The sequence below is a fragment of the Kribbella sp. VKM Ac-2569 genome (assembly GCF_004216905.1).
In the GTDB taxonomy this organism is placed as follows: Bacteria; Actinomycetota; Actinomycetes; order Propionibacteriales; family Kribbellaceae; genus Kribbella.
This window is the reverse complement of record NZ_SGXJ01000003.1, coordinates 769,352-782,494: the sequence shown is the minus strand read 5'-3', so window position 1 is coordinate 782,494 and position 13,143 is coordinate 769,352. Positions and strand designations below refer to the sequence as shown.

Sequence of the window (13,143 nt, the reverse complement as noted above, 5' to 3'; positions counted from 1 at the left end):
GAGCCACCAGGGGAGGCGCTGATGGGTGAGGAAGTCGACCGGGTCGAGTTCACCCGGGCGGACCGGACCGCGTTCCGCGAACAGGTGCACCGCAATCTGGACGCCTTCGCGCGGATGCTGCGCGAGAACCGGTTCGCGCCCGAGCGGCCGATGACCGGGATCGAGATCGAGCTGAACCTGGTCGACGAGAAGTGCGACCCGGCGTTCAAGAACTCCGAGGTGCTGAGCGCGATCGAGGACGACGCGTTCCAGACCGAGCTCGGCCAGTTCAACATCGAGATCAACGTGCCGCCCGGCCAGATCGACGGACTCGGTCTGGACAACATGGAGTCGAGCATCCGGGAGAGCCTGAACGCTGCCGAGGACAAGGCCGCCCGGACCGGCTCGTCGATGGTGGTCGTCGGCATCCTGCCGACGCTGCTCACCGAGCACATCCGCCGCGAGGCGCTCAGCACCAACCCGCGGTACGCGCTGCTCAACGACCAGATCTTCGCCGCCCGCGGCGAGGACGTGCAGATCTCCATCGACGGCGTCGAACGGCTCCAGGTCACCGCGGACAGCATCGTCCCCGAGGCCGCCTGTACGTCGACGCAGTTCCATCTCCAGGTGACACCGGAGGCGTTCCCGCGGTACTGGAACGCGGCGCAGGCGATCTCCGGCGTACAACTCGCGGTCGGCGCCAACTCGCCGTTCCTGTTCGGCAAGGAACTGCTCCGCGAGACCCGGATCGCGTTGTTCGAACAGGCCGCCGACACGCGCACCCACGAACTGAAGACGCAGGGCGTGCGGCCGCGGGTTTGGTTCGGTGAACGTTGGATCACCTCGATCTTCGACCTCTTCGAGGAGAACTCGCGGTACTACCCGGCACTGTTGCCGGTCACCTCGGACGAGGACCCGATCGCCGTCCTGGACCGCGGTGACACGCCGGCCCTTTCGGAGTTGCGGCTGCACAACGGGACGATCTATCGCTGGAACCGGCCCGTGTACGACGTTGTCCGGGAGAAGCCGCATCTGCGCGTGGAGAATCGGGTCCTGCCGGCCGGCCCGACCGTCGTCGACACGATTGCCAACGGCGCTTTCTACTTCGGGCTGGTGCGCGCGCTGGCCGACGACGAACGGCCGATCTGGTCGCAGATGTCCTTCAGCGCCGCCGAGGAGAACTTCCACGCCGCGGCCCGCAACGGCATCGAGGCGGAGGTGTTCTGGCCCGGCGTCGGTACGGCGCGTGCGACGGAGCTGGTGCTCAGACGCCTTCTACCATTGGCGGTTCGCGGTCTCGACGCGTGGGGGGTGGACGTCGCCGTACGGGACCGGTTGCTCGGGATCATCGAGCAGCGGTGCCTGACCGGCCGCAACGGCGCGTCGTGGCAGGCCGACGAGTTCCACCGCTTGTATACAAAGGGATCGCACGGCCGCAAGGACGCGTTGCGCGGGATGCTCCGCAGGTACCGCGACCACATGCACGACAACACGCCGGTGCACGAATGGCCGGTCGACTGAACCGGTTCGTACGCCGGCGTACGCAGGACAACGTAGGACAGCGGTCGCGGAACCCCGGTCCTTCTGGCGGAACCCGTTCGATCTTGCCCAAGGCAACGGGATGGACGGTTTCCGGACGAGTTCGATAACGACCCGGACTACAGGGGTGGCGCTTTTGGTGACAGCCCTGCAAAGGTGTGGCCACCGGAAGGTTAGGCGGGCCCGCCGCGGGTAGGACCCGGGCACCGGCAGCCCTCCGTCACCGGTGCGACACAACAGGTGCAAATGCAGCGGATGCCGACCGCGGTCGGGAGCAGTATCGTTCGAGACGGGTCGACACACACCCGGAGGTGAGGCAGGGCGATGACGACCATCGTCGTGGGTTATGTGCCGAAGGCGGAAGGCCGTGCGGCCCTTCGGCGCGCAGCGGAGGAGGCAACGCTGCGGGACGCCAAGCTGGTGGTGGTGAACTCGCACCGAGGTGGGCGCGGCTTCGACAGCGACGAGGCTGCGGCGAGTGACGCCGCTCTGACGGAGGTACGGGAGCAGTTGGACTCGACCGGTGTGCCGTACGAGGTGCGGCAGCTGGTGCGTGGCCTGGACCCGGCGGAGGACCTGGTGGCCGTCGCCGAGCAGGTGCATGCGGAGTTCATCGTGATCGGCCTGCGGCGCCGTTCCCCGGTCGGCAAGCTCATCCTCGGCAGCAACGCGCAGCGGGTGCTGCTCGATGCTCCGTGTCCGGTGCTGGCCGTGAAGGCCGAGCCTGAGTTGTCTGAAGGGGAGGAGGACTGAGGTGACTTCCACACGCAGCAGGAAGCTGTGCCTTGCGCAGCAGCCCGACGCCGACGAGATGTTGAGCAGAGATCCGTTCGCCCTGCTGGTCGGCATGCTGCTCGACCAGCAGATCCCTATGGAGCGGGCGTTCGCCGGCCCGGTCGCGATCTCGAAGCGGATGATCGGTCCCTTCGACCCGCAGACGGTCGCGCACTACGACCCGGACGCGTTCGTCGAGGTGGTGGCCGGTCCGCCGGCCGTGCACCGCTTCCCGACCGCGATGGCGGCCCGGATCCAGACGCTGGCCAAGCACCTGGACGACCAGTACGCCGGGAACGCGTCGGGCCTGTGGTCCGACGTGAAGTCCGGGGACGATCTGCTGGCCAGGCTGTCGGCCCTGCCGGGGTTCGGTGCGCAGAAGGCGAAGATCTTCGTCGCGCTGCTCGGCAAGCAGTTGAAGGTCCGGCCGCGCGGCTGGCGCGAGGCCTCCGAGCCGTACGGCGAGGACGGCGCGTTCAAGTCGGTCGCGGACGTCATCGACGTGGCGTCGCTGGTCAAGGTGCGGCAGTTCAAGCAGGAGCAGCAAATGGTCCGGCAGCGGGTGGTGGCGCGTCCACTGCGGCAGACCCGTAACGGGTGAGACGATCGACGGCGGCGGCCCCCCTGAAATGATGTCAGCGGGGGGTCGCGCGACGCTTGGGCTTGGTTCGCGGATTACAATGGACTGTTGCCGCCGCCTGACCAGCGAGCAGCCGCGAACAGCAGTACCCAAAGACTCAGCAACACAACGTCGTACCGTCGTACAAACCCTGCGTCAGACGAGAGGTAATTCGTGTCGTCCAGCTCGTCCGAGAATCTTCCCGCCGAGCCGGCCCGGACCGTGGCCGCCACGGCCCGTAGCACGGCTCCGAGGACCAGCGCTCGAGTGACCGACCCCGCCGCCAAGAAGGTGGCCGCGAAGAAGGCCGCGGCGAAGGCCGCCGGCACCAAGGAGGACGGTATCCCCGCGAAGAAGGCCGCTGCCAAGAAGGCTCCGGCGAAGAAGGCAGTGTCCGAGGCGGGTCTGTCCATCGACCCGAAGACCGGTAAGCCGCGCGCGCTGGACGATGTGGACGAGGCCGACTTCAGCCCGGACGCGGTGAAGCCACTCGAGAAGGAGCTCACCGAGGACCAGGGCTTCATCGTCTCCGAGGCCGACGAGACCGACGAGCCCGAGCAGCAGGTGATGGTCGCGGGGGCCACCGCGGACCCGGTCAAGGACTACCTGAAGCAGATCGGCAAGGTCCCCCTGCTGAACGCCGAGCAGGAGGTCGAGCTCGCCAAGCGGATCGAGGCCGGCCTGTTCGCGGAGGAGCAGATCGCCGACGAGGCCGCCAAGCTCAAGGAGAAGGTCCGCGACGAGTACGAGTGGATCTCCGAGGACGGCCGGCGCGCCAAGAACCACCTGCTCGAGGCCAACCTGCGCCTGGTGGTGTCGTTGGCCAAGCGCTACACGGGTCGCGGCATGCTGTTCCTGGACCTGATCCAGGAGGGCAACCTCGGTCTGATCCGCGCGGTCGAGAAGTTCGACTACACCAAGGGCTACAAGTTCTCGACGTACGCGACCTGGTGGATCCGGCAGGCGATCACCCGCGCGATGGCCGACCAGGCCCGCACCATCCGGATCCCGGTGCACATGGTCGAGGTCATCAACAAGCTGGCCCGCGTCCAGCGGCAGATGCTGCAGGACCTCGGTCGCGAACCCACTCCGGAAGAGCTCGCCAAGGAGCTCGACATGACCCCGGAGAAGGTCATCGAGGTGCAGAAGTACGGTCGCGAGCCGATCTCGCTGCACACCCCGCTCGGTGAGGACGGTGACTCCGAGTTCGGTGACCTGATCGAGGACTCCGAGGCGATCGTGCCGGCCGAGGCGGTCTCGTTCACGCTGCTGCAGGAGCAGCTGCACGCGGTCCTCGACACGCTGTCCGAGCGCGAGGCCGGCGTGGTCTCGATGCGGTTCGGTCTCACCGACGGCCAGCCGAAGACGCTCGACGAGATCGGCAAGGTGTACGGCGTGACCCGCGAGCGGATCCGCCAGATCGAGTCCAAGACCATGTCGAAGCTCCGGCACCCGTCGCGGTCCCAGGTGCTCCGCGACTACCTGGATTGATGTCATGACGCAGTGGATCGCCGGCGTGCTCGCGTCGGTGATCCCTGTGTTCGACACGGCTTCACTGGCCGCCGCCGTGCTTACGGCGGCGGCTTTGCTGTTGGCGCTGGTTGTGGTCGCGCGGACGTCCGCGCGTTGGTCGGTGCACACCGCCGCGCCGCTGCTCGCCCGCGCCACCTCGGTCCGGGACCGCGCCGAGCAGACTGTGTTCCTCCGGCTGCGCGATCCCGACGCAGCCGGTCGACCACGCCCACGAGCACCGGGACAGTAGCGCTCCACCTCGCTACCTGTTCCTACACACTCGTGGAGTTTTGCTGTGCCTTCCTTTCTGGAGGCACCGGTCGCCGGTGCCTATCACTTGCTCACGTCCCTCGTCGCCACTCTCGAACCGCTGGCCGGTGCGTACGCCGCGGTCATCGCGATCGTGCTGTGCACCCTCGCCGTACGGCTGTCCCTCGTCCCGCTGAGCGTGCGGGCGCACCGCGGGCTGAAGGCCCGCGCGGAGTTGATGCCGCAGCTGAAGCAGTTGACCGAGCGGCATCGCGACAACCCGGAGCGCCTGCAGCGTGAAGTGGCGAAGCTGCAGACGGAGTCCGGTACGTCGTTGTTCGCCGGCTTCCTGCCGACGCTCGCGCAACTGCCGTTCTTCTGGCTGATGTACACGCTGTTCTCACGAACCATGGTGGCGGGGGAGTCGAACCAACTCATCAGCGGCAACCTGCTCGGCGCCCCGCTCGGCGTGCACTGGCCGATCCTCACCGGCACCCCGGCGTACGCCGTGATCGCGGTACTACTCGCTGTGGTCGCCTGGTTCTCGGCACGACTCCAGCTACGACAGTTGGACTCGTCGGCGACCACGTTGTCACGCCGGCTCGCCCAACTGCTGCCCTTCGGCACGCTACTGACAGCCGCCTTCGTACCGCTCGCCGCCGGCCTCTACCTCCTGACAACCACCACCTGGACGGTTGCCGAGCGCACAATCCTGCAGCGCTAGTCGTCGCCGGCAATACCGTTGCCTTCCGGCGATCCATTCTGTTACCGTCTTTATTAAAGCCGGTTCCATAATGGGTTGGGGTCGATGGATACTGCACGCGGCGCCGCCCAGGCGGAGCGATCTGCGAACCAGGTCGCGTGTCTGCGCTTCCTCGCCGACGCCGACGAGGCGCGCACGGTCGGGGCGATCAGCGAGGGCACCGGCCTGTCGCGACCGACCGTGCATGCCGTCCTGGACGATCTCCTCGAGACCGGGCTGGTCGAGGCGGCCAGCCCGGCGACGGCCGGCCCGGGCCGACCTGCCCGTGCTTTCCGGTTCGCCCGCGAGACCGGGCTGGTTGCCGGCGTCGACCTCGGTCCCCGCGGGGCACGCGCGATCATCTGCGACCTGTCCGGCCGCCGGCTCGGGTACGCCGAACTGGCGCCCGAGCGGAAGGCCGATCTCTCACTGATCCCACGCGCACTAGACGCCGCAGCCGGCTCGACCGACCTCGGGCGTCTCCGCGCGGTTGGTGTAGGCCTGCCCGGCGTGGTCGAGGCCGACGGTCGCCTGCGTGCCAGCCTGGCGATGCCGGACCTCGTCGGCCTGCCCGTCGCGGAGTTGCTGGCGAAGGAGCTCGAACAGCCGATCGTCGTGGACAACGACATCAAGCTGGCGGCGCTGGCGGAGCAACGTGGCGGCGCGGGCCGTGGGTACTCCGATGTCGTCTATCTCCAGATCGGTCATCGGCTGTCCGTGTCGATCGTCCTGAACGGAGTCATCCGGCAAGGCCGCCACCGGCTCGCGGGTGAGCTCGGCGCGCAGCGCGGCATGCGCTGGACGCGGAACGCGCAGCGCGGGCAGCTGATCTGGTCCGTGCGGCCTACCAGTGCGGAGGTGCTGAGTGCGGCCGCCGCCGGCGACGCCGACGCGCAGGCGGAGGTCGAGGACCTCTGCGCGCAGATCGCCGGGCGGATCGCGACGGTGCTGCTGGTCGTCGATCCCGAGGTCGTGGTCGTGCGGGGCGGGGCCTTGCAGGACAGCGACGCTCTGCTTCGTCCGCTCGCGGCAGCGGTCGAGCAGGAACTGGTCTTCCCCGAGCGTCCACCGTTCGTCGCCTCGGCGCTGGGGCGCGAGGCGGTGGTGCTCGGGGCGGTCGGCAATGCGTTCGACCGGTGCAGCTCAGGTATCTACGGTGTCCACGGCTACCCCAGTCCGTGGGCCCACATCACTCAAGAACTCGAGAGGACCACGCAGTGAAGCTAGGAGTCAGCTCGTATTGCTTCCGCCAGCTCATGACGAGCGGTGAGATGGACCTGATCGCGGTCCTGGACTGGGTCGCGGCCTCGTCGGCCGGGCACATCGAGGTCGCCGCGATGGACGGCGAGTACTACCTGGAGAACGAGAACGTCGTCCGTGACACGGCGAAGCACGCCGAGGAGATCGGCGTACCGATCGTGAACTACCTGGTCAGCGGCGATCTGCGGACCGCCGACGGCGAGGAAATCGACCGTCTCCGCCGGCAGCTGGACGTCGCGCACCGGTTCGGCGCCCGCATCTTCCGGCACGACGTCGCGCCGTGGGCGTGGCGTGAGCAGGACCCGGGCGAGTTCGAGACGACGTTCGAGAAGGTCGTCGAGGGCTGCCGCGCGGTCGCCGACCACGCCGCGGACCTGGGCATCGTGTCGACGATCGAGAACCACGGCTTCTTCATGAACGGCAGCGACCGGCTGGCCCGGCTCGTGCACGCCGTGGACCGCCCGAACTTCCGGGTCACGCTCGACCTCGGCAACGGCCTGTGTGTCGGCGAGGTGCCCGGCAAGACCGCCGCCGGACTGATCGACGTCGCGGCGTCCATCGGGGTGAAGGACTTCCACATCCGCCGTTCGGCGGGCGACGGCTGGCTCAAGACGCTGGCCGGCGACTACCTGCTCGGCACGGTGTCGGGTCACGGTGACGTGGACCTCCCGGGCCTGCTCGCACTGGTCGCGACCAAGCCCGACGTACCGGTGAGCCTGGAGTTCGAGGGCATGGAGGCGCCGCTGCCGGCCATCGAGCGCTCGCTCGCGAACATCATCCGACTGACCGAAAGCGTGGCATGACATGACGACGCGGATTGCAGTGATCGGGCTCGGCTCGATCGCCGTCGAGCACCTGAAGGCGTATCAGAAGAACCCTCAGGCCGAGCTCGTCGCCGTGTGCGACGTGGACCTCGAACGGGCGAAGGCACGCGCTGAGGAGTTCGGTGTGGCGCGGGTGACCGGCGACGCGGCGGAGATCTTCTCGGACCCGAGCATCGACGCGGTGAGCGTGTGCGTACCGAACACGCTGCACGCCCCGATCGCCGAGGCGGCACTGCGGGCCGGCAAGGACGTCCTGGTCGAGAAGCCGATGACCGTGACGGTGCCCGAGGCCGAGGCGCTGGTGCAGGCGGTCGAGGAGACCGGGAAGGCACTGCAGATCGGGTACGTACGGCGGTATGCGCCGAACGCGCTGGTGACCAAGCGGTTCCTGGACGCGGGCGAGTTCGGTGACATCTACGCGGCCCGGGCCACGCTCCTGCGGACGGCCGGCAATCCCGGCGGCTGGTTCGGTGACGTGGAGCTTTCCGGCGGCGGTCCACTGATCGACCTCGGCGTCCACATCATCGACCTGTGCTGGTACCTGATGGGGATGCCGAAGGCGGTGACCGCGTCCGGTGCGACGTTCACGCTGCTGGGTGCCCGCGACAACATCCAGAACCTGACCAGGTACAAGGCCGCGTCGGCGGCGCGGCCGAACACGGTCGAGGACTTCGCGACCGCGCAGATCCGCTTCGAGGGCGGGGCGGTCCTCGACGTGGCCACGTCGTACTCGCTGCACGCGCGCAACGAGATCAGCGTCCGGATCCACGGTGACAAGGGCGGCGCGGAGATCGAGCCCGAGCTGCTCATGATCACGGAGCGGCACGACACGCTGCTGCACGTCCAGCCGCAGATCGACTCGCTCGGGTTCGACTTCCGGGTCGGGTTCGCGAACCAGATCGACCACTTCCTGCGGATCTGCCGCGGCGAGATCCCGGCCGACGCGACCGCGGAACAGGGCCTGGAGATGGCCCGCATGCTGTCCGCGATCTACGAGTCCGCGAAGAGCGGCGCCGAGGTCGCAATCACCCGCTGACCGCTCGGTTGCCCGAGGCTCTTCCGCCTCGGGCAACCGGCCGGATCACAGGCGAGCTTCGAGCCCGTCCAGGATTCTGGCGAGGCCGTAGCTGAAGCTGTCCTCGCCGCCTGCTTCGAGGTCGGTGTTGCTGTTGGCGGCGTACAGCGCCCGCATGTGCGGGTACGGCTCGGCAGCCTGGACCGCGGCGGGCCAGACCTCAGCCTGCCACGCGGCCATGTCCTTGCCGGTGCGCTTGAGCTTGCTGACGGTCGCTGCCTCGACGGACGCGACGCCGATGACGTAGCCGAGCACGGTGTTGGCGGCCCGGTCCGCCTCGATCAGCTCGAAGCCGGCGGCCAGGTAGGTGCCGAGCAGATCATCGGAGATCCGCATCAGGTTCGGCCCGAGGTAGTTCATGCCCACGTCGGCGAGTGTGGGTGCGAGCCACGGGTGCCGGACGATCATCGCGCGCACGCTGCGCGCCGCGGCTTCTGCTGCCGGGCGCCATTCCGACGGGTCGGCGACTCTCGGCACCTCGACCTCGCCGTACACCTCGTCGACGACGAGCTCGAGCAGCTCGTCCTTGTTCGCGACGTGCCAGTAGACCGCGGTCGCCACCGCGCCGAGCGCCGCGCCGAGTTTGCGCATCGTGAGCGCCTCCAGCCCGTCGGCATCCAGCAGCTTGATCGCCTCCGCGACGATCTGCTCCTGCGTCAGCGCGGGCTGCTCCCGGCGCCGGCCGCGTTTCGGCCGAGTCCAGACCGACGTGTACTCCTCGCTCGCCATGCCTTCACCTTAGCCGATGACTGAACACCGTGCAGGACTTGACCAGCGTTCAATTCCAATTGCACACTGTTCAGGCAAGCTGAACACTGTTCAAGTAACTGACTCGAGGAGGTGCGCGATGACCGCTCGGCATCCGCGCAGGTGGCTGATTCTGGTCGTGCTCTGCCTGAGCACGATGGTGCTGGTGCTGGACAACGGCGTCCTGAATGTCGCGATCCCGGTGCTGACCGAGGACCTCGGTGCGAGCGCGCAGGAGATCCAGTGGATCGTCGCGAGCTACATCCTGGTGTTCGCGGGCCTGCTGCTGACGGCCGGCAGTCTGTCCGACCGGTACGGGCGCAAGAAGGTGATGATCGTCGGCTTGGCGATCTTCGGCGCCGCGTCCCTGCTGGCGACGTACGCCGGGACCCCGGAGATGCTGATCGCGGGACGGGTGCTGATGGGCGTCGGCGGGGCGGTCGTGATGCCGAGCACGCTGTCGGTGCTGATCACGGTCTTCGACGCTGACGAACGCCGCAAGGCGATGTCGATCTGGAGCTCGGTGCTGATGGTCGGGCTGATCGGCGGACCGGTGCTCGGCGGCGCGTTGATCGCGAAGTTCTGGTGGGGCTCGGTGTTCCTGATCAACGTGCCGGTGGTGGTGCTGGCGATTGCGGCGGCAGTGGTCCTGATGCCCGAGTCGAAGGGGCCGTGGCGCAAGCCGGACCCGATCGGTGCGCTGCTGTCGATGGTCGGACTGGTGGCGCTGGTCTGGGTGATCATCGACCTGCCGGAGCACGGTCTGTCCTGGCCGATGCTAGCAGTCGCCGTCGCCGGGCTGACGTTGTTCGTCGGGTGGGAGCTGCGGACTCCGGTACCGATGGTGCCGTTGGCACTCTTCCGTGACCGGAACTTCAGCGGTGGCAGCCTGTCGCTGGTGCTGCTGCAGATCGCCAACGGCGGGTTGATTCTGGCGCTGACGCAGTACCTGCAGTTCGTGCTCGGGTTCTCGCCGACGAAGACCGGTCTGGCGATGGCGCCGATGGCGGTGGCGGTCATCCTGGTGAACGGCGTCGGGGCGACACTCGGTCAGAAGATCGGGAACCGGCCGATGACCGTTGCCGGGTTGGTGGTGCTGGCCAGCGGCTTCTGGGTGATGTCGACGCTCACCGCGGACGACGGGTTCGGGATGGTCGCACTGGCGCTGGGTGTGTTCGGCGCGGGCGCCGGACTGGCCCAGCCGGCGGCGACCGCCGCGCTGATGGGAGCGGTGCCGCACGAGCACGCCGGCGTCGAATCGGCGTTGAACGACACCGTGCAGCAGGCGGGCGCCGCGTTGGGGATCGCGATCCTCGGGTCGGCGCTGGCGAACAACTTCACCGCGAACATGCCCGAGTCAGCGCCTGCTCAGGCGCGGCGGTCGATCGGCGAGGCGTTCGCTTTAGGTGACGCGGGGGTGGCTGACATCGCCCGAACTGCTTTCGCACAAGCGATGTCAGGCACGTTCGTGGTGAGCGCGGTGGCGGTTCTCGGGTCGGCCGTGCTTTCCCTCGTGCTGCTGCGGGACCGGAAGTCGTCAGATCAGGAGCAGATCCAGGACGAGGTTGCTGTCAGCTGAGTAGTGCGGTGGTGAGGGAGTCGGCGTTCTCCTCGAGCCAGGTCTGCCGTGCGCGGATCTTGTCGCCGACTCCCTCGCTCCACATCCGCTGCCAGCCGCCGCCCAGGGTGTCGGCGCGGTACTTCATCGTGTGCCAGGCGCGCTCGTTCAAACCGATCGTGAGCTCCAGTGTGCGGGCGCGGTCGGCGGGGGAGAGGCCGTAGGCGTCGGCGAGGAGCCGGCTGCGGCGGGGACGGTCGAGGCCGCGGAGTTCGGGGTCGAGATCCGCGTCGGCGCCGAGTGGGGCCCACCACAGCATCAGGTTCACGAACTCACGGGCACGGCTGACCGGGCGGGCGAGATCGAAGTCGATCAGGGCGTACGCGCGGCCTTCCCGGAAGACCACGTTCTCCGGCGTCACGTCCTGATGGCCGACCAGCTCCGGCGGATCGTTCAGGTCCGGCAAGCCGGGCGGCTCGATCGGCGCGGGCAGGTTCTCCGGGATGCCGAATCCCTCGACGGCGTCGTCGTACGCACGCAGCAACCGCGCGACCGAGACCATCCGCTCCTCGTCCGCGATCCACGGCGGTCGCGGGCGGCCTGCGACCTCGCCCTCGACGTACGTGAGCGCCTGGCGGCCGGCCGAGTCGATGCCGAGGAACCGCGGTGCGCCGTCGAAGCCGACCTTCTCCAGGTGCAGCAGGACGTCCTGGACAAGTTCGGCGCGTTCCCCGGGTGGCCGCCGTACCGTGTCGCCGACGCGCACCAGACCCTCGGTCACGTCGCCGCCGAGCAGCGGGATCTCCTCGCCGTCCTCGATCACTCAAGCCTCATTCCGCTGGATGAAACGTTTGTCTGCACAAAGAAGATGTGCGCGGTAGCGTGCCACGATCCGCACTCGATCGGAGGCGCACAGTGACCGCCACCTCTGTGAAAGCTCCACCAGGAGCCAGCCGTACGAGGTACCTGATCCTAGGGCTCGCGTTCGTCGGGCTCTCACTGAATTACCTGGATCGCGCGAACCTCAGCGTCGCGCTGCCGTTCATCGAGGACGACCTGCACCTCGACCTCAGCAACGCCGAGAAGGGCCTGATCCTCGGCGCGTTCTTCTGGGCGTACGACGGGGCGATGCTCGCGGCGGGCTGGTTCGCCGACAAGGTGGGCTCGCGGAAGGCGTTCACGTTCGCCGTGCTGTGGTGGAGCATCGTCACCGCGTTGACGCCGCTGGCACGTGGGTTCTGGTCGTTGTTCGCGTTCCGGTTCGCGCTCGGAGCGGGGGAGGCTCCGGCGTACCCGAGTGCGACCAAGGCCGCGTCGCGGTGGTTTCCGGCGCACGAGCGGGCGTTCGCGAGCGCGGTGATCGACTCGGGTTCGCGGGTCGGGACGGTGCTGTCGCTGCCGGTCGTGACCGCGCTGATCGCCCTGGTGAGCTGGCATTTCTCGTTCGTCGTCCTCGGCGTGCTCGGGATCATGCTCGCTGCGGTCTGGTACTGGTACTACCGCGATCCGATGGAGCACAGGCATGCGAACGCCGAGGAACGCGAGTACATCGTGTCGAACGGTGCGCGGCTCGACGAGAACGACTCCGAGGCCGCGGCGCAGGTGCGCTGGCGGGACCTGTTCCGGTACCGGACGATCCGCGGGATGATGCTCGGCTTCTTCTGCCTGAACTTCGTCATCTACTTCTTCCTCACCTGGTTCCCGTCGTACCTGAAGGACGCCCGCGGGCTCGACTTGAAGGAGCTCGGGACGCTCGGCACACTGCCCGGAATCACCGCGATCGCCGGCGGCTGGATCGCCGGCATCGTCGCCGACCGGCGGATCCGCGCGGGCGCGGACGTGACGCGGGTGCGGAAGACCGTGATGGTCGGCGGGCTGCTCGGCGGTGCGGCGATCGTGTTCGCGGCACCGGCGAAGTCGGTGTACGTCGCGTTGCTGTTCCTGGCGATCTCGTACGCGAGCCTGGCGATCGCGGCGACCGGGATCTGGTCGTTGCCGGGCGACGTAGCGCCGTCGTCGCGGCACGTGGCGTCGATCGGGGGCATCCAGAACTTCGCGTCGAACATCGCGGGGATCATCAGCCCGTACGTCTTCGGCCTGCTGCTCGACATCTACCACGGGTCGTACCTGCCGTCGTTCGCCGTCGCGGGGGTGGTGGCGGTGATCGGCGCGCTGACGTACGCGTTCGTGGTCGGGAAGGCCGAGCCGCTGCCGGTCCGCGACAGCTAGGTGATTGCCAATCCGGCAACATTGTTTGCCGTGCGG

General features: G+C 68.2%; 13 protein-coding genes. 11 read left to right on the top strand and 2 right to left on the bottom strand.

Going from position 1 to position 13,143, the window contains the following annotated elements; translation table 11 throughout:
* Positions 1–21 precede the first annotated feature (21 nt).
* The 9 genes from EV649_RS24070 (at position 22) to EV649_RS24030 (ending at position 8,534) form a co-directional block, all read left to right on the top strand.
* Entirely contained in the window at positions 22–1,500 is a 1,479-nt protein-coding gene (locus tag EV649_RS24070; protein ID WP_130385815.1) for a glutamate--cysteine ligase, read from the top strand.
* 342 nt (positions 1,501–1,842) lie between these two features.
* Entirely contained in the window at positions 1,843–2,271 is a 429-nt protein-coding gene (locus EV649_RS24065) for a universal stress protein (RefSeq protein ID WP_130385814.1), read from the top strand.
* A 1-nt stretch (position 2,272) separates the two neighbouring features.
* On the top strand, positions 2,273–2,893 hold the full coding sequence (locus EV649_RS24060; RefSeq protein WP_130385813.1) for an HhH-GPD-type base excision DNA repair protein: 621 nt from the start codon (positions 2,273–2,275) through the stop codon (positions 2,891–2,893).
* 192 nt (positions 2,894–3,085) lie between these two features.
* A complete protein-coding gene (locus EV649_RS24055) occupies positions 3,086–4,402 on the top strand; it encodes an RNA polymerase sigma factor (RefSeq protein ID WP_130385812.1) in 1,317 nt (438 codons plus the stop codon).
* A 4-nt stretch (positions 4,403–4,406) separates the two neighbouring features.
* Complete coding sequence (locus EV649_RS24050) at positions 4,407–4,673, top strand: DUF6412 domain-containing protein (RefSeq protein WP_130385811.1); 267 nt, start codon at positions 4,407–4,409, stop codon at positions 4,671–4,673.
* A 45-nt stretch (positions 4,674–4,718) separates the two neighbouring features.
* On the top strand, positions 4,719–5,396 hold the full coding sequence (gene yidC, locus EV649_RS24045) for a membrane protein insertase YidC (RefSeq protein WP_130385810.1): 678 nt from the start codon (positions 4,719–4,721) through the stop codon (positions 5,394–5,396).
* 84 nt (positions 5,397–5,480) lie between these two features.
* Positions 5,481–6,635, top strand: a complete 1,155-nt coding sequence (locus EV649_RS24040) for an ROK family transcriptional regulator (protein ID WP_130385809.1) — start codon at positions 5,481–5,483, stop codon at positions 6,633–6,635.
* A 35-nt stretch (positions 6,636–6,670) separates the two neighbouring features.
* Entirely contained in the window at positions 6,671–7,477 is an 807-nt protein-coding gene (locus EV649_RS24035) for a TIM barrel protein (protein ID WP_130385808.1), read from the top strand.
* Position 7,478: 1 nt separating this feature from the next.
* Positions 7,479–8,534 carry a Gfo/Idh/MocA family oxidoreductase gene (locus EV649_RS24030; RefSeq protein WP_130385807.1) on the top strand — a complete coding sequence of 352 codons (1,056 nt, stop codon included), beginning with the start codon at positions 7,479–7,481 and terminating at the stop codon, positions 8,532–8,534.
* Between the two features lie 45 nt (positions 8,535–8,579).
* Here EV649_RS24030 and EV649_RS24025 read toward each other — a convergent pair whose 3' ends face one another.
* The gene (locus EV649_RS24025) at positions 8,580–9,302 is read right to left on the bottom strand and encodes a TetR/AcrR family transcriptional regulator (protein ID WP_130385806.1); all 723 of its coding nucleotides are present in this window, start codon (positions 9,300–9,302) and stop codon (positions 8,580–8,582) included.
* 118 nt (positions 9,303–9,420) lie between these two features.
* On the opposite strand from EV649_RS24025, the gene EV649_RS24020 reads away from it, so the two are divergent.
* Positions 9,421–10,899, top strand: coding sequence for an MFS transporter (locus EV649_RS24020; protein WP_130385805.1), 1,479 nt, complete (start codon positions 9,421–9,423; stop codon positions 10,897–10,899).
* On the opposite strand, the gene EV649_RS24015 is transcribed toward EV649_RS24020, so the two are convergent.
* The gene (locus EV649_RS24015; RefSeq protein ID WP_130385804.1) at positions 10,892–11,701 is read right to left on the bottom strand and encodes a phosphotransferase; all 810 of its coding nucleotides are present in this window, start codon (positions 11,699–11,701) and stop codon (positions 10,892–10,894) included. The two genes, EV649_RS24020 and EV649_RS24015, sit on opposite strands and share 8 nt — an antisense overlap.
* A 92-nt stretch (positions 11,702–11,793) precedes the next feature.
* On the opposite strand from EV649_RS24015, the gene EV649_RS24010 reads away from it, so the two are divergent.
* Positions 11,794–13,107, top strand: a complete 1,314-nt coding sequence (locus EV649_RS24010; RefSeq protein ID WP_198682652.1) for an MFS transporter — start codon at positions 11,794–11,796, stop codon at positions 13,105–13,107.
* Positions 13,108–13,143 lie beyond the last annotated feature (36 nt).